The organism is Methyloceanibacter sp. (assembly GCF_041573655.1).
Lineage (GTDB): Bacteria > Pseudomonadota > Alphaproteobacteria > Rhizobiales > Methyloligellaceae > Methyloceanibacter.
The window spans coordinates 1-19,511 of record NZ_JBFFQD010000040.1; the positions used below are offsets into that span (position 1 = coordinate 1).

The following is a 19,511-nucleotide window of genomic DNA, read 5'->3' on the forward strand; positions in this document are numbered from 1 at the left end:
GAACACATACATCATGGGAGGCGTCCACGACGCCAATGGCGATGCAAACAGCTTTGGCCAGCTCGATCGCGGCGAATTTTTCACGGCGATAGAATTGGGCGCCACGCCAAACTACGGCAGACCTGGAGCCGGTCTCTACCACATCACACTGTGGCACAATGACGAGCGCGAGAAGACCAAAGCGCCAAGCGGTCGTGGTGTTGCTGTCACGTTGGAGCAGGAGCTAGGCCCGGATGGAAACATCGTTCCATTCCTGCGGTATTCCTACGGGGACGGTGGGGCGACAGCAATTCGCCAGACATTCGCCGTTGGTCTTGGGCTGGAAGAACCCTTCGGCTACAGCATCGACCTCATCGGACTTGGTTTCTCCTGGGGAGAGCCGACTGACCAAGCACTAAGAGACCAATATGTCTTGGAAGCCTTTTACCGCTTCTACGTTACGCCACTCACTCACATCACGCCGGACCTACAGGTGATCTTGGACCCGGCCAAAAATCCAACCGAAGATATGCTCGTGGTAGGCAGCGTAAGGCTCAGGACACTGTTCTGATGTCCGCTTTGGGTCACTAGCCGACATCCGCAGGTAGACGAATGTCCGCAACTCCCCAGAAGCGGGTGTGGTCGGTGTTCGTTGGGCCGGCTGTAATTGCAAACCAAATTGCAAACGAACCCCGCGGCAGGGTACGGCACCCGACGTTGCAGGCCGGAACAGTGGGGTCAGGATTTCCAAGCCAGGACAGCCACCTAGGTGCTAGGCGGTGCAGGCTGGTATGGGAGCCTTAGAAGTCGAAAACCGTTGAGCGCGCAAGCGTTCCGAGGGTTCGAATCCCACCCCCTCCGCCAGATATCGTAATTAGTGCAACTACAACAATCATTTATATACTCTAGTCTGCTCTACCCATTACTATACCCATGGCCAGGGCTGGCGTTTCGGGGCTAAAATGAAGTCTGCGCGGGGGAAGCCATTAGAGGGAGGCTTCCATGACTGACGATGCTGACGCTAAGGCTCGCGCTCCCTACCCTCGGATCAGTGCATCTACGTGGAACTAAGCCGGGTGCTGACGGATTGGAAGGATGCCGCGTGCAGCGTCATCCCTATCTCCCGCTAAACAAGGAATGGCGCTGGGTCGTCGGTCGGAGAAAGCCTGGCACACCTCACGCCGGGCCTTCTCTCATTATCCCTTCCGACCCAGGTCAGCCTCTGCCGGATGGCACTTTGGCGCGCAGAATGAGCCCTATTCCGCTACCGCTGGCTCCCATGGGAGCCCTGGGGGAAGCACAACCGCGCGTGCCGGGGTCGCGGCAAAAGGCCGGCTTGTCTGCTTAGTGACGAGAAGCGGACATTTCCGATCCGCTCGACGATGTCTGCTAATGATCCATAGCGGACATTGGTAGGATGAGAACCGGCGGCCATGAAGTCGTGCGCAGACGGCCTTATGACCTACGCCGGGCGTTTCGCACCACCTTCGATCGTACTCAGCTGCCAAATAAGACCGCGCGGATCGGCAGCAGCAGTGCTTGTGCGCGAATCATGATCGCGTTGGCAATCCCCATGCCGTCGACAATCCGCATCGCAAGTGCGCTGATGCCAGTGATCTCGCCCGTCTCAACCTCAGTTGCGTGACTCGTATAGGCGACACCAACACAGACACTCCCGCGTGGAATGGCGTAGGCTCCATTGCCTTCGAAGATAGGCTCGAGAAATGTCAGAACCGTACCTGGTTGGGCTCTTTCCTCGAACTCAAGCAGCTGGTCGGTCGGACGTATCTGACCGCTGGCAATGACCTCCTGGACTTCGGTTACAACCATCGGAATGACAGTCAGCGGCTTCGAAGAACAACTAATTTCTGCGACCATGCCCACATGAAGCACCTGGGCGGATATTTGCCCAAAGGTGGCCAGAAATCTTATGTCGCTAAACGATGCTGGTACTAGAATGCCTGCGGGTCGCAGAATCGGGTTAACGATGTCGCCCGGCTTGAGTACGAATTGCTTCACGGTACCGTCGGTTCCCGCAAACACGGTCGCCTTTTCAATTTCCGTTTCGGCTTCGGCTAGGGCGGCTTCGGCACTTGCCCGCTGCGCGGGCAGGCCAGTCGAGATTTGTGCCTCCACCACCTCGCGCTTTGCTAAGGCCGCATCCAGCGCACCTTGGCGGCTCTTCGTTGCTCCGCTCAGACGTGCAAGTTCCTGAGGGGTAACGACCTGTGGGTTCCTTGCGTAAAGCTCCTCGCGGCGCTTCTGCTCGTCCTGCGCCTTGCGTAAGGCGCCTTCCGCGACGACGATGTTTCCCTTGGCGACGTTCAGTTCCGACTGCGCTTGCGCCATTGCCGCGTCAACCTCGGCGATGCGTCGGCGTGCCGTCTCCGCCGCTGCGCGTTGGCGACTAGTATCGAGCCGAAAAATTCGGTCACCCGCCTTTACGGCTTGGTTGTTGCTTACATAGACCTCTTCGACCCGGCCAGGCCGGTCAGAAATAATCGAGACCGTGCGGAAACCGACAAGGACGTTCGAGGCTATTGGATGAAAATAGAAGATGACGGTGACTAACGTAATCGTCAGCACTGCGCACCCGGTTATTCCCCAACGCAGCTCATACCAGAAATTATAGAGCGTGATCTCTTCGCCTAGTCGCTTCCCCTGGCGATAACGGCGGTAGAGATAGTCAGGCAAAACCGTGATGAGGAAGCTGAATATGAGCTCGATCATGGGTCAGTTCTTAGTCGTGGGGCTCTTCGAAAGAGCGCTCGCGATCTCCTTCAGCGGAGTAATGAAATCGGGCAGCCGAACGGAGGCTAAAATCAGCCCGGCAACCCAATAAATATTGTTGAAGGTGAACAGCGAAATGAGACCTAGGATGCCGACGATCTGTAGCTGCACTTTGGTGGCGCCTTTGGCCAAGCGATCAGGCCAGGCTTGAATCCGAAAATACAATATGCCGAGGCCGAGCACGACCAAAACCAAGGACAGCGCTACCGCAATGAGTAGTCCGTCAGTTTGCCCGGGGGCGGTGATGAAGAACGGTAGCTCGTCGACCGACACATTCTGGTTCACGACATTCGCCATTGGCGACCCGGTCTCTTTCCCCCCACCAAGCAGTAGGAGAGTAAGCGTCAGCACTGCGCAGGCAATTATCCCCCAACGCAGTTCGTACCAGAAGTTATACAGCGTGATCTCTTTGCCAAGTCGCTTTCCTTGGGCATAACGCCGGTAGAGGTAGTCGGGCAACATCGTGACGAGCGCGCTGATGAAAAACTGAAACATGCGTCAATTCCCCGTTGGATGGGTTGGAACCGCATCGGAATTGGACCTGCCATCGCCGTCGGCACCACTGGCGACGTGAAGGGCTACGAGCCTGGCAATAATTACGGCAATATAGAGTGTCCCCACCGCACCTTCCAACGCTACCACTGGGCGCACAAGACTTGAGGCGGGCACGATATCGCCATAGCCCACGGTCGTCAGGGTCACCAAGCTGAAATAGAGTAATGCATCACCTAAAGGATCCAAGTCAGAACCACCGGTAACTCCCGAAAACGACCCTGGTTGGCTGAGCTCGAAAAGTTCGTACAAGTTCCCAAACACCACGGCAATCAGAAGATACGCTACGACGGACTTGATAATGGCGCCGCTTGTCGCGCCGCGTGCTCCAAAAAGTTCGCCCAATATGATCATGACGACCGACGCCGTCCAGATCGCCGTGAACGCGGCAGCGATGACCTCCGGCTCAACCTCACCCCACAACAGAGCGCACCACCGTGCTATGAATGTCACCGCTGTCAGTGTCAGGAACGGCCATCGGCGAACGTCGCTCCGGGTGACGGAGTATGCGCCCACGATAAGGACCACGTCGAAAAACACCTCGACCAGCACGGCTGATCCCGTAGCCGTCGCGGTGGGCGCAAAAACTATCAAGAGACAAAGCACCAGGAGCAACAGTGCATACCTGGGAAGTCCACTCACACGCAGTGTCCGCCTGGATTGATCAATCATGTCGTGCGCTCCTTTGACGTGTCACGGCCTGGGCTATCAGTCACTTCCTAGGCTACGAAAGTTTTCCACCATGCGACGACTGCATAATTTCACGGCGCTTCTCGATGTTGGGCAGAGTGGGGACGTTTCTCGCTGTCCTCCGTCACGATGCGCCAAACGCGTCCAGCCATAACCATGCTCATGTCCGCTATTGGCACTTAGCGGACATCGAGGCCCAGGCTGCCAATGTCAGCTTTCGGGTGGAAAGCAGACTTCCCTTATCATCTAGAGAATGTCGGCTAATGACCCAAAGCGGACACTGAGAGATTCTTTTCCGCACGCAGCTCCGCCGCAGCTTGACGAACGATCTGCGCCGATGACCAGAGGAACAGGACCGCCATGATGCCGGCGACGATAAGGTCGGGCCATGCGGTTCCGGTGGCCCACACGCCGCTTGCCGCTAGGATCACGGCCAGGTTACCGATGGCGTCGTTGCGGCTGCAAAGCCAAATCGAACGGACATTTGCATCCCCGTCACGGAACTTCAGCAGGAGCAGGACACTCGTCAGGTTGGCTACGAGGGCAAGGAATCCAATAGCGCCCATGACCTGCGCCTGCGGAATGCCCAGAACCAAGACGTGATAGGCTGTTGTACCAAGGACCCAGAGTCCCATTGCGCCGAGGCTTAGGCCCTTGACGAGGGCAGCGCGTGCCCGCCAGACCAAAGGCATGCCGATCACGAAGAGCGAAATAGAATAGGTCGCCGTGTCGCCCAAGAAATCGAGGGCGTCGGCCTTCAGTGCTTGCGACCCGGCGAGCGTGCCAGCCGCCATTTCGACGACAAACATCGAGCCATTGATAGCGATGACGGCCCAGAGCGCGCGTTTATATGCCGCCGAGAGCCCATCGAACTTCAGATTATTGTCGCAACCACAACTGGCCATCGAGCCAGCCTCCTTGTGGTCAATTCCGACGCTTGCGCATCTAGCATCGTATCAGCGTGCGTCCGCTATCGGCACAATTGGGACGTCTAGGGTGGAGCGGAATATGTCCGCTTCACCCCAATTTTCAGACGTCTACCTTCTCGGCGATTTCAAGGGCGTCATCGACCTCAATTCCAAGGTATCGAACCGTGCTCTCTATCTTGGTATGCCCGAGAAGCAGTTGGACTGCCCGCAGGTTTCCCGTTTTTCGGTAGATCAAGGTCGGCTTGGTCCTTCGAAGTGAGTGCGTCCCAAATATCGACGGATCGAGGCCAATCAGAGCCAGCCAATTATTGAGCAGTCGAGCATACTGCCTTGTGCTGAGGTGCGATCCCACAGCTTTGCCCGGGAACAGGAACCGATCCCCGATGCTCGGCAATGCGGCTAGATGCGCGTCAATGGCCAGTTTGGTCTGCTCGGTGAGCTCGAACTTGACCGGCTGACAGGTTTTGCGCTGGCGGATCGAGGCTCTGTCGACGGCGTAACCGCGAGGTGCAACATCCAGGATCCGAAGTCGAATCAGGTCACACCCGCGCAGCTTGCTATCAATCGCCAAGTTGAAGAGCGCGAGATCTCGCTTCCTACGCAGCATGTGCAGCCGCGTTCGGATCGCCCAGACGTGCTTTGGTAGCAGCGGCGGTTTGCTTCCGCTCAGCTTTCCCTTGTTCCACGGCTCGCCGTGGGGTGGTTGGCAATTTGGAACAAAATGTACCGTGTCCATGATGAACCTCCTGCTGTCGGAGGTCAGAGCATGGGCCAGCGACGTCCGCTATCGGACGAAATCGGCCGTCGTGATCTGGATGCCATGGCAGATAATGACCCAAAGCGGACATCTCACTGTCCGTCAGGCGGCCCCTGCTAGCGTATGAATCCGCCAACCGCTTCGCCGAAAATGAAGGTGTCGCACATGTTTCTGAATGTGCTCTCCACGGCATCACTGATGTGACCATCCTGGCTCCAGACTGTTGTCGTGAAGCTGCCTTCGCGGATAAGTGGTTTCAGCTGATCAATGATCTCCCGGTAACGATCGGATGCTTGATGCTTCATGAAAGCGCTGTCGGACCTGTACATCTCAAAACAGGTGAACTCACATTCGTTCCGTGTTGAGTGCACGAAATAGTAGATGACGATGTCAGAATCGGCTTCTTCGACCACGTCGCCAAGCGCGCGAAGATACTGCTTCATTTTCTGCACATCGCCGGCATCTTTCACCTCAAAAGTGTTTTCTGACAAAATTCGATACATAGAAACGCACTCCGCGCTTATCCGAAAGCCCCTCTAGCTGAATTAAAACACTTCATTGGGAGGAGAAAAAGATGGGTACGACCTACAACTCAACTGTCGTCGACGCGCCAATCGAAAAGGTGTGGGCGACCGTTCGAAATTTTTACGACCTCGCATGGACGCAAATGAATCTTACCGTGAAGGCAGTCAACGACCTGAAGCCCGATCAAATTGGCGCCAGCCGCATCATCAACGACGTCTTTCATGAAACACTTAAAGACCTCAACGATTTTGAGAGGTCATTTGCCTACCACATGACCGACGGTCCAGACGCTGTGGCCAAAGACAAGGTCAAGAGCTTCTATGGCAAACTTCAGCTGTTTGCGATCACAGACGAAGACAAGACCTATGCGCTATGGACGACGACTTACGATGCTCCCGACAACAGTGCCGTCGGTGAGTTTGTCAACCCCATCTATCAAGCCGCACTCAAAGGCTTAAAGAAGACTCTTGCATGACCTGTCGGGTGGCAGGCAGCTTGAGGAAACGTTGCGAGGAGCAGTCATCGCCGACCTAAAGCTTACTTATTTTGACTTTCATGGTGGTCGCGGTGAGCCCGCAAGGCTTGCCCTCTCCAGGCAAATGACCTTAATCACAGCCGCGGGCTACCTAGATGGCTACCTTAAGCCGCTGGCGCGGAACAAAGAGTCCCGTAAGTCGTTGATTTTGATGGTGAGCGCGCAGGGACTCGAACCCTGGACCCTCTGATACGCAATCAGAGCATCTGACATGACGAATCGGGGCGGATGGACGATGCCGCGAAGCGGTCGGGTCTACTGTGGACGTCAAGACAGCGACTTTCACCAATTCGATTGGCGAAGCATCGCTCTCAGCGCAATGGATGGATCCCGCGTTCGATCCGGCCGAGGCAGCTTTTTACTATGTGAGGGTCATTGAGATCCCCAAGCCTCGTTGGACAACGCACGATGCGGCTTTCTTTGACATCCCACTCCCCGAATCTGTGGCTCCTACTGTGCAGGATCGCGCCTACACGTCGCCGATCTGGTACACGCAATGAGATGTAAGGATGTCCGCTATTGGCACTTTGCAGACATCGATGCCGACGCCCAGCATGTCCACTCTTCGCGGTAAAGCAAACATCCGTGACCCGCTCTCCAATGTCTGCTAATGACCCAAGCGGACATTTCGCGATCGGCGGGTCCAACACCTTCGAAAACTTGGCAATCAGCCAGCATCCATCTGGGAGGCGCTTGAGTGGCTGAAGGCAACGACAGCGAAGCCTTGATTGCGAGCGGAGTGATCTGAATGAAAGAGAGTTCGGCAGAAGCGAGACCCGATACACTGGAGGCCGCCGATATCATGCGGCTTCTGCCGCATCGCTATCCCTTCCTTCTCGTAGACCGAGTTATCGACATGGACGGGGATCGTTCGGCTACGGGTATCAAGACTGTGACTGCGAACGAGCCATATTTTCAGGGGCACTTTTCGGGCAATCCTATTATGCCAGGTGTGCTCCTAATAGAGGGCATGGCTCAGACGGCTGGCGCGCTCTGCGTTAGCTTTGCCCAAGACATCAAGGGAGCCCCCCTTGTCTACTTCATGGCAATAGACAAAGCTCGCTTCCGACGCCCGGTGTTCCCGGGCGACATCATTTTCTATCATCTAGAGAAGATGCGCGGCCGCGGCGCTATCTGGCGTTTCAGGGCCCAAGCTGTCGTCAACGGCACCCGTGTCGCCGAGGCTGAAATCAGTGCAGTGGTAGTGGAAGAAGAGCGGCGCTAAGGTGGCTTCTATCAAATTTCGTTGTCCGCTTCTGGCACTTAGCAGACATCAGAATGCGGGCCCGTGATGTCCGGTTTCTGCCCCAAAGCGGACATCCCGCCAAAGCGTCGATGAAATGTTCGGCTGGTCGGGATCACTCATACCCAGCGGCACGCTCATCGCCCTGATCTGGGAAAACGCTGAGGCGACGGCGAGGCCAGGGTCTTTGTATTTCGGTGAGGCCTTCAGGTTGTAGCTCAGGCGTGCAAACCGATCGGCGGCGCTGATCGTGCTCGGCAGGAACTTGTCGCCGCCAATCAGCTGCCTTTTGGGAGCCGACTGAATCAAGCAGTTGACAAAGGGAACGTCTGCTTTGCGTCAGTGACAGGATTTCAGGTAGCCCGAACCCGTCTGATTGACATAGTGCTGAGCCGTCGCCTTGTCGAACGGGCCGGCGGTGGCGATCCAGTAGCCGTTTGTCATGTTCGGGCAGGTACTGGTGTCCATCGCGAACCAGTCCGAGCCAAATCGGTTTGCGCGCCCTTGCGCCTCGCCCCGCGACCCGAACGTGCCGAGAAAGCTGCAGCGGATAAGGCTGCAGCGGATAAAGCCGCCGAGGAGAAGGCCTATAAGGAGAACCTGAAAAAGCTCCGCGAACAGCAGCAGCGAGACCGGCAAAACAAGGAGGCGATCGAGCAGCAGAAGACACAGGAAAAAGCCTAGCAGCTCCGGCAACAGCTTCAGCAGCAGCAGAAGGCCAAGGAAGCTGAGGCCAAGGCCAAAGCTGCCGCCGCCAAAGCCAAGTCAGACGCGGAGGCCAAAGCCAAAGCTGCTGCGGCCGCTGCCGCGAAGGCCAAGGCGGACGCTGAAGCCAAGGCCAGGGCTGCCGCGGCCAAAGCCAAGGCAGACGCTGAGGCCAAAGCCAGGGCAGAAGCTGAGAGACAACAGCAGCTCCAGCAGCAGCAAGAGCAGCAAAGACAGCAGCAGCTCCAGCAGCAGCAACTTCAGCAGGAGAGGCAGAGACAGCAGCAGCTTCAGCTTCAGCAACAGCAGCAGCAACAGCAACAACAGAAGCAGTCGGATGCGCGCCTGAAGACGGACGTGACGTTGGTTGCGACCCTGGAGAACGGGATCAGGCTCTACAGCTTCCGCTATCTCTGGTCGGACGCGCGCTATATCGGCGTGATGGCGCAGGATCTGCTGAACGATCCGGCGCTGCGGAACGCCGTAACCCAAGAGCCCAACGGCTTCTACGTGGTCGACTACGCGCGGCTTGGCCTGCGTATGGCGACACTTGCGCAGTGGCAGGCGCAAGGGCTAGCGTCCGTAGAGCTTCGCGCCGTGCCGGCCAACACTGGCCAATTTCCGGTGAACCCCACGAAAAGCGCCTTCCGGCCCGCTCGCTGAGGCTCAAGGCCGTGAACGGCTGGCGGCGCGCTTGTGCCCGGAGGGGCCGGCCCCTACCGCCAACCCAGTGGCCTGGATTGCGTTCGCGCTGGAGTCGCCATGTGGTCTCGCCTACTTGCTCTCGCCTTGGTCGTGCTGGGCCTCCCGGTCCTGTCCGGCCACGCGCATGCGGGCGCGGCGAAGACCGTCGCGTCGCTTGCTCCATCGGGGCTGGTGCTGGTGATGGATGCGGACGGCAACGAGCTCGTGGCCCAGAACGCGGACAAGCCCTTCGTCCCGGCCTCCGTCGCCAAGATCGTGACGGCCTGGCTGGCCATGGAGGTTCTGGGCGGCGACTACCGCTTTAGGACCCGCTTCTACCTGGACGACAACCGCGTGCTGTATGTGCGCGGGGGCGGCGATCCTTTTCTGATCTCCGAGGAGTTGGCTCTGCTAGCGCCCCAGCTGATCGCTGCAAGTGGCAAGGAGCCGATCACCGGCATCGTGCTCGATTCCAGCTACTATCCCGACGATCTCACCATCCCCGGTATCGAAGACACCAACGAGGCTTACGACGCGCTGAACTCGGCGCTCGCCGTGAACTTCAACACGATCCACGCGGTGCGCCGTGGCAAGACGGTGCGTTCCGCCGAGAAGCAGACCCCGATTACGCCACTTGCCGTCAGCCAGTTCCGCGCGCGGGCCCGTAGCGGGCGCAGCCGCATCAGCCTCACGCAAGATCCTGAGGTGAGCCTTCGATACGCCGGCGAACTGCTCGCCGCGTTTATCGAGCGGGCCGGCGGAAGCGTCAAAGGCGAGATCACCGTCGGGACCGTGCCGGACGGCCTGGAACCGGTCTATGTACACGAACAGTCGCGCCCGCTCTCCGAGATCCTCAGCCAACTTCTCATCGGCTCGAACAATTACATCGCCAACCAAGTATTCTTGGAGATTGGCAGCACCCTGGGCGGCCCCGTGAGCCTAGAGAAATCCCTTAAGGTGGCGAACGCATTTCTTGCCACGAACGGCTTGGCCGAGGACATCCATCTCGAGGAGGGCTCCGGCATCAGCCGCGGCAACCACTTCACCGCCCGCGGCCTCGCTCAAGTGCTCCACCTGTTCGCGCCCCATGCCCATCTGCTCAAGGGCAGCCGTGGCTCCAAATATAAGACCGGCACATTGAGCGGCGTCCGCACGCTGGCGGGCTATGCCGAAACCGCCAAGCACGGGCGGGTGCGCTTCGTGATCTCGCTGCGGGGCAACACCGGCAGGATGCGCTATCGGCTCCTCCGGGCCATCGAGCGCGGGCTATAGCCGCAACTTGGCCAACCTCGTGGAAACGCCACCGGCAAAGTCTTGAGCTTGCTCAAGGTGGTGGCGGCGCGAGCCGCTGTATCCTGCCGACTCCATGGGGCCTCGCTGGTGCGGCACCCCCTGGTCTTCGCGATTTCTAAAACGAGGTACGCGGTGATTACCAATGTTCACGGTGACATTCTCTTGAGCAACGCGCGGGCCATCGCCCACGGTGTGGCTCCGCATGACCATTTCAATCAAGGCCTTGCCCTGGCGCTGCGAGAGCATCATCCGGCGATGGCGAAGGACTTCCGGCACTACTGCCGCCAGGAAAATCCGAAACCGGGTCGTGCTTGGCTTTGGGCCGGGCCCGAACGGGTCGTCATCAATCTGATGACCCAGGCGCCCGCGGCCAGCGAGAAGGCCCATCCCGGAAAGGCCACGACGCATAATGTCAGTCACGCCCTGAAGGAACTCCGCAAGATCCTCGAGGCGGAAGTGATTTCGTCAATCGCCTTGCCCAGACTCGCAACCGGCGTTGGTGGGCTTGGCTGGGCCGAAGTCCAACCGCTCATCGAAAGCCATCTCGGCGACTTGCCTATACCGGTCATCGTCTACGAGACCTACGAGAAAGGCGTGAAGGCCGCCGAGCCCACCTAGTTCCCGAAATTCGGCATTGCCCGTATCATTGTTTCCGGAGGGAACAATGAGCGCACAAGAGATCAGCAAGGCGGAAGCGAAGGTCTTTGTCATTTCGGCGATCGCACTGTCGGTCACCGTGTGCAACGCCGCCTTTTGGTACGGCGTCTTCGGGAAAATCTTCTTCACCCACATTATCTACGTTTGGGCTGCGGCCACGGCAGCGCTCCTTGCGAGCCTGTTCATCCCAAGGATGGAGACACCGCTGCTGAAGCTTCCGTGGAGGGGGCGCTTCATTTTGGCGCTGCCGACGATCTGGCTCGTGCTGGGCGCGTTCATCGACATGGAGTCCTATCGGCCCAACAGCATCGGCACATGGACCCTTTGGGCAGTCACGCTGGCGAGCGCCTTCCTGACGCTTCCCTACCTGCTCTACGTGATGATCGTCGCTGTCGTTCCGGACATCGACAGGTTAACGCACGTGAAGCTGCGGGTCGCACTCCCGGCTATTGTGCTGCTCATAGGCGTGGCGGGATTCATCCTCGGAACGAGCCACACGCGGCTTCTGACCTGTGAGAACTTCAAGATCGGAGGACACCATGTCCCCGAAAATTGCCGCAAGGCCGGCGAGGCGCCCTACTAGGACCGCGAGGGAGAAATCGTGCTTCAACGTAACAACAGTTGCCGCATGAGATGTTGGCAAGCCACCATCGCGATGGCAGCCGCCCTAGTGATCGGAAGCCAAGCAATGTTGTTCGGAGACCAAGCCTTGGGCCAAAGCGCGAAAGCACCACCGAAGATGACGGCAACCTCCGTCTTCGTGATGAATGCAGATACCGGACAAGTCCTCTACGCCAAGAATCCGGACAAGGTCTTCAGGATCCTCAGCCTGACCAAACTTGTCACAGCCTACATCCTTGTGGACCAGATGGGCGACCGGCTGTCGGAGACCATGACGATCAGCGGAGCGCACTTGGCTGGCGGCTCCACGGCCGGACTCAAGCAGCGCGACGTCTGGAGCTTGCAGGACTTGCTCTACGGCATGGTGCTCGTCTCCGGCAATGACGCCTCACTCGCGATCGCCGACCACGTCGGAGGCAATTTGCTCGCCCAGGAAAACAAGAAGGGTGACGCCAGGAAGCGCTTCGTGGCGGAGATGCGGTCGACAGCCAAGGCGCTCGGCGCCCAGCAGGCCAACTTTGCCGATCCATACGGCCTCGCGCGCACCAATGTCGCCACGGCGCGCGACATGGGCCTGATCGCTGCGCGCGTGTTCACCGACGCGAGGCTGCTGCCGGCCTGGGCCTGCACCGGACGGATATTGCGTATCGAAGGACCCAAGGCGCGCGAAGTCACGCTGAAGACCAGCCTGGAGATCTTAGGCGAAGGCAGTGTCATTGGGGCCAAGACCGGATCGCATTTTTCCAACAAGATCTTCAACCTGATTGCGGCATGGCGCGCCCCCAACGGGCAGACCATCGTGGGCGTGGTCATGGGCGCCAAGAGCAATCCGGCCCGCTATGGCGAGATGCGGGCGCTCATGGCGTCCCTCCCCAAGGATTTCCCGGAATTGGCCGAACCGGGAGCCGGCGGTCCTGCGCCCACAAGCCGGAAAATCTGCCGCTAGCCGAAAGACCTGCCGCTAGCCGCAAGGTCCCAACTTGGGACAGAATTCAATGAGATCATGGACCTAAGAGCCATTGCGCCGGACGCAGCGATGTCACATGTTGCCTAGCGGCCGGCCGATGGGGCACCATGGTGGGCGCGCCATTATAGAAGCCTGGGAGTAGGGTTCATGGCCGAGCATAAGCTTCTCGGGATTATCGTTGCCGTCGGTCTCGTCATCGTCGGCGGCATCTTCATGGTGATCGAGTGGAACTCGGCCACCCCGGACGGCCCCGAAGGCGCGACGGTCTCCGTTGTGACCCCCGATGAGGCCGAAGCCCCTGCCCAGCAACAGGCGCCCGAGCCCACGCTTTCGCCGACACCGCTCTCCGGCAAGATCGTCGTGTCCAAGAGGCCCGTCGAAGTGCTGGCGTCTCCGTCGGCATCCGCGTCGGCCATGTTTGGCTTTCCCGCGGGCCGCCCGTTCCGCGTCCTGGGTGGCGACGGAAATTACGTCAAGATCCAAGACCTAAAGAGCGGCGCCAGCGGCTGGATCGAGGAGGCCGCACTCAAGCCTGCGCCACCCCCTGTTCCGGCAGCTTCGACGCGGCGAGGGGGCACAAGCCCCAAGCCCACGGGCTCGCCGACCAGGAGGAGAGCGGCAAGCCCCGATACCTCAACAGCGGCGGCCGAGCCTAAGCCAAAACGCCAACGGGCTAAGCCCTTCGGCGGGTTGTTCGGCGGCTTGTTCGGAGGACGCTAGCCCAGCGGGGCGGCGTCTAGAGCGGACGGCGGGGAGACGGCCGGTAAGCGGCCGGAAACTCGATTTTCAGTTCGACGCTTGCCGATTGCACGCCCGCAGGTTCCGGTGTGGCCCAGGGATCGCGCTGATTGTCGACGTGGGCGCCCAGCCAGACCAGCGCAATGACGCTCGAGAACGCGAACAGCTCCACAAGCTGGTAGCGGCGCACCGTCGGCCAAATCCGCACCTTCCGGCGGGGGCGGAAGAAGCGCTTGCGCTGATAATGCGGTGTAATTAGGCTGATCATGGCTTTGCGTGACGCGCGCGGGCGTTGCTGGGGGTCCCGCGCCAGCCCAACGGTCTACAGCACCTCTCCAAAAATTCCGTTCATCGCGGCCTCTGATTGCTTGCCCCGGAGGGCTAAACGGCTTCATGGTGAGCAAATCGTTGACGCCGGATAGGGGCGGAGCCGGAACGGGGAACGTTACGACGCCATGCGCCTGCTGCTCGTTTCCGACTTGCACTATTCGCTCCCCCTCTTCGATTGGGTCCTGGAGGTCGCGGGCGGCTTCGACGTTGTGGTGATGGCGGGAGACCATCTCGATCTCGCCTCGCTCGTCGATCGCCGCGCCCAGGCCGTCGTCGTGAAGAAGTACTTTGCGCGCATTCAGGCGAAGACACGGCTTCTGATCTGTTCAGGCAATCACGATCTCGACTCTGAGAACGAGGCAGGCGAGCAGACGGCCAAATGGCTTCTCGGCGCGCACAACAAAGGCGTGCTGTCCGATGGCGACTCTGTTCTCATCGAGGACACGCTGTTCACGATGTGCGCTTGGTGGGACGGACCGGTGTCGCGAGAAGCAATTGGAGCGCAGCTTGCCGAGGCCGCTAAGAAGCGTCCGAAACACTGGATCTGGATCTATCACGCACCGCCGGCGAACTCGCCCGTCGCTTGGGGCGGCCAACGCTATTTTGGCGATGACGCACTCAAGAAATGGATTGAGGAGTACCGGCCCGACATCGTGATGTCCGGACATGTGCACGAAGCGCCGTATGTCGACAAAGGCTCTTGGGTCGACCGTATCGGCCAGACCTGGATATTCAACACCGGGCACTACCTCGGCGCGCCGCCAGCACATATCATGATGGATACGAAAGCAGGCGAAGTGTTGTGGTTCTCAGCCGCCGGGAATCAGTCCGTCGAACTCGACAGCCAACTGACGCGGCCACCAGCGAAGCTCACCGCGCTGCCCGAGTGGCTCACAGCCGGGGATCCGCCCCATCCTCAGAGCCAGGGCTGAAGTCTTCGTCCTGCTGATGGATCAGGACATCGAGCACCTCGCCAACCATGCCGAGATGGTTGCCTTGGTCTTCGAACTGGCGCTTGAGGTCGGCCAGATAACTGGTCGCCGCGTTCAAACGCCCGGCGAGCAAGCGGCCAATAAACAACGCAATCTCCGGGTTGGACCTGAGAAAACTCTCCGCATCGTCGAAAACGTAGAGAGAGGCGGGCGCGAGCGTCCGTACCGTGGCCGTATGCGACCGCTTGAGCAAAACCGACATCTCGCCGAAGACGGCTCCGGGATCCTCGATCACGGCGACTTGCGTTTCGCCGCGCAACACCTCGATCTCACCGGACTTGAGCACGTAGAGATGGCCTGTCGTCTCGCCCTCTGACAGCAGAACCGTGCCGCCCGGCAGCTCCTGAAGCGGTGCGTCTTGGCACAGGTGGAGGATCGAACGCATGACGTGAGCGTATCCTCACCTCTAGCGTTGTCAACGAGACCTGGTGCCGCGTGGGTCGGCGCTATCGCCCGCCGAGAAAATCGTTCAGCAACTGCCTGGCGGCATCCTTGGCGATGTCTTCGGCATCGACGTTCTTCTTCTGCTTCGGCTGAGCAGGCGGCTTTGGCTGAGCCGCTGCCGGCGCGGCGCCCTGGGGTACGGCTTGCGCCGGCGGTGGGGGCGGCGCAGGCGCGGTTTGTGTGCCGCCGAGCAGACCGCCAATGCCCTGGATCAACGCGTCCTGATCGACCTTCCCGTCCTTGATCACATTCTGCAGCACGCCGCTCTGATCGATGTTCTCCAGGCCCGGCAGTTTCTTCACACCGTCGCCGAAGTCCTTGAACCGCGCAATAGCGCCGGCCGGGTCCTGCAGGATGCCCTTGATGTCGGGATAAATCTTCGGCTTGGACCAAGGCCCGACAATCATGACCGGCACGCCGAGACCGGCGATGTCCCCCTGCCGCCCCTGACCTTCGAGCGATGCCACGAGCTGCGGCTCGACCCTGAATTTTAGGCTTTGCGCGGGCAGATTGACCGTTCCGGCGCCGGTCATCTTTACCAGTGGACCGACCAGGTGCATGTCGCTGGTGGTGGCCTGCCCCTTGGCGATCTGGAAGCTGGCACCAAGCGAGGCAAAGTCAGTCTTCTCGGTCTTGCCGCCCTGCCATCCATCGACGACGCCTATGCCGACTTTGCGGATCATCTTGGCAATGTTGACGCCGCGAACAGCACCATCGACGAACTCCAAGTTGGCCGTGCCGTTGAGGCTCGAGACAATGGCGCGCTGGCTGGCGCCAACGCCGCTCAGTTTGAGGTTGACCGTGCCCTTGCCCTCGATGCGCTCAAAGTCCGCGGCGTCCTTGAGCAAAGGATAGGCATTGAACTTGGTGACGGCGAGATTGACCTGTTGCGTCGGCGTCTTGCGGCTCGCATCGACGGCAATCGCGGCATTGCCTGCGCCGCCATAGAGATTGAACTTCGACAGCGAAGCGTTGAGCTTTCCGCCGTTGAGTGTCGCTTGCACCGACACCGGGCTGAGCTTGACATGATCGTAGATGAGCTGCTCGGCGGTGAGGCTGAACTTGCCATTGACGAGCTTGAGCGGCGAGAAGTCGATTCGCGCACTGCTCCAGCCCGACTTGCCCGCATTGGCTTTCGTTTTTGAACCGCCGCCGCTACCGCCACCGCCTCCGCCGGAGGACGGCTTTGCCTTAGCCGTCGGCGTCGGCGTCGGCTTCGGCTTCGATTTCGGCTTCGATTTCGGCGCGCCCGTGAGCGCGTTGACGTCCAGCGTCTTCGCCGCAAACGCCGCTACGACGTAAGGAACCTTGTTGGCAAGATTCACCGTCAGCGAGCCGGCCAGAACGGCGCCGCGCACATTGGCGCGCAAAGATCTAACGGTGACGACGTTGTCCTTGTAGACGGCATGACCGGCGAAGGTATCCCGTCCCACCGTCCCGGTGAGTTGGCTCAACGTTGCGACGCCATCTTTATAGACCGCGGATCCTGCGAGCGTCTTGTCGCCGGACTTGGCGCTAAACTGGCTGAACGTGAGCGTGTCGTTCTTGTATGTCGCCGTACCGCCCAGACTGGCGGGCGCATCGAGCGCCCCCGGCGCCTCGACCTTGAGCCGCACAGGCGCGGGCGCGCCTTCCAGAAAGCCACCGAAATTGCCGATCGCCCCTTCGCTCTTGTACGCCTTGCCATCGACAACGGCACTCACTGCAAAAGACAACGGTTTGTCGTAGTCCGGCAGCGACGCGTTGAGATTGAGCTTCTCGATCCGCTTGCCCGGCGCGCCGTCCGAAGGCGGCAGGATCACCGTTCCGTCCTTGATCACGAGCTTGTCGAGCGTGACGGTCTTCAACTGTTCGGCCACGCGTGCGAGCCCGCTGCTACCGCCGCCGGGAGCTGGGCTTGCCTGGCTATCCCCGGGCGCTGGCATTGGCGCTAGCGCCGGAGCGGCTGGAGCGGCCGGGGCAGCAGTTTTCTGCGGGATGGCAATCACCGGATCAACGAGTGTGATCGTCTTCACCCGCACCTTGCCGTCGAACAAGCTGCGCAGCATCAAGCTGAACCGAAGGGTCTTGGCGGTGGCGAACTCGGCATCGCCGCGATCCGCGGGCTGAGCGACCCCGACATCTTCGGCCACCAGATCGATTGACGGAAACAGGGTGATGTCCACCGGGCCGCTGACCCGGAGCCGGTATCCCGTCATCGACTCAACCCGCGCGAAAAGCTGGTTACGCAGCTCCTCGGTGGAGATGAACATCGGGCCGACAAAAACGAGCGCCGCGATAATGACCACGATGGCGGTCAGGATCGAGAAGATGAGCCGCACGAGCCCCTCCGAAAGCGATTGCTGGTGGAATTTACCGAGATACGGACAAATTCCAAACTAAGGGATAATCCCCTGAAAAGGCTACGCCTGACTTGGGCCTAATGCATTGGAATAGACCCGGATTGAGGGCAAATGACGGCCAATAACCAGCCGGCGCGCGCGCCTGGAGGCTTGCCCCGGAAGGCTCGGACCCATACACCTGTTGCCGTCACCTACAACGGAGACTTCGTATGCCGCGACTTATTCTCCTGCGACACGGTCAAAGCGTCTGGAACCGCGATGCGGTCTTCACCGGCTGGACCGATGTGGACCTCTGCGACAACGGCATCACCGAGGCGAAGCATGCCGCGGCATTGCTGAAGGAGCACAACATCGAGTTCGATCAGTGCTACGCCTCCTATCTGCAGCGCTCGGTTCATACGCTCTGGATGGTGCTGAATGCGCTGGAGCTCACCTGGCTTCCCGTGCGGCGCAGCTGGCGGCTCAATGAGCGCCACTACGGCGCGCTGCAGGGACGCAAGCGCGACGAGGTCATGGAGGAAGTCGGGCCGGAGCAGTTGCACATTTGGCGCCGCAGTTACACTGTCCGGCCGCCGGCACTCACCGAGGCCGATCCGCGCTTTCCCGGTAATCAGTCGAAATATGACCGGGTGCCGCGCCGCCACCTGCCGCTGACCGAAAGCCTAAAGGACTGCGTAGCCCGGGTGCTGCCCTTCTGGCAGGAGCGCGTCGAACCCCTTCTCATGGATGGACGCACGCCGCTGATCTCGGCGCACGGAAATAGTCTCAGAGGTCTCGTCAAATATCTCGACGGGATTTCCGACGAGGATATCCCGCACCTGGAAATCCCAACGGGAAAGCCGCTGGTTTACGAACTTGACGAAGGCCTGCGTACCGTCCGCAGTTTCTATCTTGAGGACGGGAAGGAAGCCCACGCCCTGCCCAAAGCGGCCGAGGCAGCCAAGACCGCTTAGAAGCAGATTGGTTGATGTTCGCCGCAGCCTACCGGTACCGCCTGGACGAGTAAGCGCCACACGCGCCCTTGAGCCGGTTGTCGTTGCCGAGGGCCTGACAAATGTAGACCTTCTTCAACGGGTCGTTGCGGACCTGCGCCACGGTCACCTTCCAGCCATAGCTCCGCGCCACACGCGCGATCTCTTGATCCTGACAGTAAGGCGTCGAGAGAAGACCGTGTTTCATGACTTGAAAGATGCCCTGGCATTTGATCTTGGCCGCGAGCGCAGGCGCCGTCACGCTTATGAGCGTCGCGCCAAGAAGGCACGCCGCCAAACCGATTGCATGATGTTCGCGCATGTCTGCCTCCCATCGAAAGCCGCAAAAGGAATTGCGCGCCATGTGGCGCCGCAACTCACCACTCCGCGGATTGTAGAACAGGAATGAGCCCTTCGTCTCCATTGGCGTAGGCCTCACCGTTGGGCCAAACAGCGGCAGGGCGTCCGTCGCTCACCAATTGCCCCTCCTCCAGCGCAAGCCGCGGCAACGGCAGGCAAACGAACCGTTCATCGACAATCCAAAACGAGCCGAGCCCTGCCAACAGGGCGTCCACGAAGGGCATATAGACGTCGTTCAAGTCCTGGAGGCTCTTGTTCTCGACGCTGTTTCCGGCGATCGCGTCGCGCATCGCGGTCGATGCAAGACATGCCACGCTGTTGCTCGCCTCACCGGCATCGCCAGACACGAGGTTGATCAGTGTGAGACGGAACGCCTCCAGATGGAGCGCATCGGCGAGCCGCGTCTC

General features: G+C 59.8%; 26 protein-coding genes. 12 read left to right on the forward strand and 14 right to left on the reverse strand.

What is annotated here, in order from left to right; genetic code table 11:
- Positions 1-550 (forward strand): carbohydrate porin (locus ABY454_RS09450; RefSeq protein ID WP_372930139.1); only part of this gene is annotated, 550 nt, incomplete at its 5' end.
- A 926-nt stretch (positions 551-1,476) separates the two neighbouring features.
- Here ABY454_RS09450 and ABY454_RS09455 read toward each other — a convergent pair.
- The 6 genes from ABY454_RS09455 to ABY454_RS09480 form a co-directional block, all read right to left on the reverse strand.
- Positions 1,477-2,709 carry an HlyD family secretion protein gene (locus ABY454_RS09455; protein ID WP_372930140.1) on the reverse strand — a complete coding sequence of 411 codons (1,233 nt, stop codon included), beginning with the start codon at positions 2,707-2,709 and terminating at the stop codon, positions 1,477-1,479.
- Between the two features lie 3 nt (positions 2,710-2,712).
- Positions 2,713-3,264 carry a hypothetical protein gene (locus ABY454_RS09460; RefSeq protein ID WP_372930142.1) on the reverse strand — a complete coding sequence of 184 codons (552 nt, stop codon included), beginning with the start codon at positions 3,262-3,264 and terminating at the stop codon, positions 2,713-2,715.
- A 3-nt stretch (positions 3,265-3,267) separates the two neighbouring features.
- On the reverse strand, positions 3,268-3,993 hold the full coding sequence (locus ABY454_RS09465; protein ID WP_372930143.1) for a potassium channel family protein: 726 nt from the start codon (positions 3,991-3,993) through the stop codon (positions 3,268-3,270).
- A 278-nt stretch (positions 3,994-4,271) separates the two neighbouring features.
- Entirely contained in the window at positions 4,272-4,916 is a 645-nt protein-coding gene (locus tag ABY454_RS09470; protein WP_372930145.1) for a cation transporter, read from the reverse strand.
- A 124-nt stretch (positions 4,917-5,040) separates the two neighbouring features.
- The gene (locus ABY454_RS09475) at positions 5,041-5,676 is read right to left on the reverse strand and encodes a tyrosine-type recombinase/integrase (protein ID WP_372930146.1); all 636 of its coding nucleotides are present in this window, start codon (positions 5,674-5,676) and stop codon (positions 5,041-5,043) included.
- Between the two features lie 137 nt (positions 5,677-5,813).
- Positions 5,814-6,200 (reverse strand): putative quinol monooxygenase, encoded by a 387-nt coding sequence (locus ABY454_RS09480; protein WP_372930147.1) that lies wholly within the window; start codon positions 6,198-6,200, stop codon positions 5,814-5,816.
- A 71-nt stretch (positions 6,201-6,271) separates the two neighbouring features.
- Between ABY454_RS09480 and ABY454_RS09485 the strand changes: the two genes are divergently transcribed.
- The 3 genes from ABY454_RS09485 (at position 6,272) to fabZ (ending at position 7,982) form a co-directional block, all read left to right on the forward strand.
- Positions 6,272-6,697 carry an SRPBCC family protein gene (locus tag ABY454_RS09485; protein ID WP_372930149.1) on the forward strand — a complete coding sequence of 142 codons (426 nt, stop codon included), beginning with the start codon at positions 6,272-6,274 and terminating at the stop codon, positions 6,695-6,697.
- 278 nt (positions 6,698-6,975) lie between these two features.
- The gene (locus ABY454_RS09490) at positions 6,976-7,257 is read left to right on the forward strand and encodes a DUF3604 domain-containing protein (RefSeq protein ID WP_372930176.1); all 282 of its coding nucleotides are present in this window, start codon (positions 6,976-6,978) and stop codon (positions 7,255-7,257) included.
- Between the two features lie 248 nt (positions 7,258-7,505).
- Positions 7,506-7,982, forward strand: a complete 477-nt coding sequence (gene fabZ / locus ABY454_RS09495; protein WP_372930150.1) for a 3-hydroxyacyl-ACP dehydratase FabZ — start codon at positions 7,506-7,508, stop codon at positions 7,980-7,982.
- Positions 7,983-8,030: 48 nt separating this feature from the next.
- On the opposite strand, the gene ABY454_RS09500 is transcribed toward fabZ, so the two are convergent.
- The 3 genes from ABY454_RS09500 to ABY454_RS09510 form a co-directional block, all read right to left on the reverse strand.
- A complete protein-coding gene (locus ABY454_RS09500) occupies positions 8,031-8,309 on the reverse strand; it encodes a hypothetical protein (RefSeq protein WP_372930152.1) in 279 nt (92 codons plus the stop codon).
- A gap of 30 nt (positions 8,310-8,339) precedes the next feature.
- Positions 8,340-8,696 (reverse strand): hypothetical protein, encoded by a 357-nt coding sequence (locus ABY454_RS09505; RefSeq protein WP_372930154.1) that lies wholly within the window; start codon positions 8,694-8,696, stop codon positions 8,340-8,342.
- Between the two features lie 69 nt (positions 8,697-8,765).
- Positions 8,766-9,026, reverse strand: a complete 261-nt coding sequence (locus tag ABY454_RS09510; protein ID WP_372930156.1) for a hypothetical protein — start codon at positions 9,024-9,026, stop codon at positions 8,766-8,768.
- Positions 9,027-9,050: 24 nt separating this feature from the next.
- Here ABY454_RS09510 and ABY454_RS09515 point away from each other — a divergent pair, with 24 nt between their 5' ends.
- The 6 genes from ABY454_RS09515 to ABY454_RS09540 all read left to right on the forward strand — a co-directional run bounded on the left by ABY454_RS09515 (position 9,051) and on the right by ABY454_RS09540 (position 13,647).
- A complete protein-coding gene (locus tag ABY454_RS09515; RefSeq protein WP_372930178.1) occupies positions 9,051-9,368 on the forward strand; it encodes a hypothetical protein in 318 nt (105 codons plus the stop codon).
- A gap of 99 nt (positions 9,369-9,467) precedes the next feature.
- Positions 9,468-10,661 (forward strand): D-alanyl-D-alanine carboxypeptidase/D-alanyl-D-alanine-endopeptidase, encoded by a 1,194-nt coding sequence (locus ABY454_RS09520; RefSeq protein WP_372930157.1) that lies wholly within the window; start codon positions 9,468-9,470, stop codon positions 10,659-10,661.
- A gap of 42 nt (positions 10,662-10,703) precedes the next feature.
- Positions 10,704-11,300, forward strand: coding sequence for a macro domain-containing protein (locus ABY454_RS09525; RefSeq protein WP_372930159.1), 597 nt, complete (start codon positions 10,704-10,706; stop codon positions 11,298-11,300).
- A 46-nt stretch (positions 11,301-11,346) separates the two neighbouring features.
- Entirely contained in the window at positions 11,347-11,922 is a 576-nt protein-coding gene (locus ABY454_RS09530) for a hypothetical protein (RefSeq protein ID WP_372930161.1), read from the forward strand.
- Between the two features lie 105 nt (positions 11,923-12,027).
- Positions 12,028-12,906 carry a D-alanyl-D-alanine carboxypeptidase family protein gene (locus ABY454_RS09535; protein WP_372930179.1) on the forward strand — a complete coding sequence of 293 codons (879 nt, stop codon included), beginning with the start codon at positions 12,028-12,030 and terminating at the stop codon, positions 12,904-12,906.
- A 168-nt stretch (positions 12,907-13,074) separates the two neighbouring features.
- Positions 13,075-13,647 carry a hypothetical protein gene (locus ABY454_RS09540; RefSeq protein ID WP_372930162.1) on the forward strand — a complete coding sequence of 191 codons (573 nt, stop codon included), beginning with the start codon at positions 13,075-13,077 and terminating at the stop codon, positions 13,645-13,647.
- Positions 13,648-13,663: 16 nt separating this feature from the next.
- Here the strand turns inward: ABY454_RS09540 and ABY454_RS09545 are convergent, their stop codons facing one another.
- Positions 13,664-13,933: a hypothetical protein gene (locus tag ABY454_RS09545; protein ID WP_372930164.1), complete on the reverse strand. Its 270-nt coding sequence runs from the start codon at positions 13,931-13,933 to the stop codon at positions 13,664-13,666.
- Between the two features lie 187 nt (positions 13,934-14,120).
- Here ABY454_RS09545 and ABY454_RS09550 point away from each other — a divergent pair, with 187 nt between their 5' ends.
- Positions 14,121-14,927: a metallophosphoesterase gene (locus ABY454_RS09550; RefSeq protein WP_372930166.1), complete on the forward strand. Its 807-nt coding sequence runs from the start codon at positions 14,121-14,123 to the stop codon at positions 14,925-14,927.
- On the opposite strand, the gene ABY454_RS09555 is transcribed toward ABY454_RS09550, so the two are convergent.
- A complete protein-coding gene (locus tag ABY454_RS09555) occupies positions 14,887-15,372 on the reverse strand; it encodes a Crp/Fnr family transcriptional regulator (RefSeq protein WP_372930168.1) in 486 nt (161 codons plus the stop codon). The genes ABY454_RS09550 and ABY454_RS09555 overlap by 41 nt on opposite strands.
- Before the next feature lie 61 nt (positions 15,373-15,433).
- A complete protein-coding gene (locus ABY454_RS09560; RefSeq protein WP_372930170.1) occupies positions 15,434-17,752 on the reverse strand; it encodes an AsmA family protein in 2,319 nt (772 codons plus the stop codon).
- Positions 17,753-17,982: 230 nt separating this feature from the next.
- On the opposite strand from ABY454_RS09560, the gene gpmA reads away from it, so the two are divergent.
- On the forward strand, positions 17,983-18,726 hold the full coding sequence (gene gpmA / locus ABY454_RS09565) for a 2,3-diphosphoglycerate-dependent phosphoglycerate mutase (protein ID WP_372930171.1): 744 nt from the start codon (positions 17,983-17,985) through the stop codon (positions 18,724-18,726).
- A 28-nt stretch (positions 18,727-18,754) separates the two neighbouring features.
- On the opposite strand, the gene ABY454_RS09570 is transcribed toward gpmA, so the two are convergent.
- Positions 18,755-19,066 (reverse strand): hypothetical protein, encoded by a 312-nt coding sequence (locus ABY454_RS09570; RefSeq protein WP_372930173.1) that lies wholly within the window; start codon positions 19,064-19,066, stop codon positions 18,755-18,757.
- A gap of 55 nt (positions 19,067-19,121) precedes the next feature.
- The coding region (locus tag ABY454_RS09575) for a hypothetical protein (protein WP_372930174.1) at positions 19,122-19,511 on the reverse strand (390 nt) is incomplete at its 5' end.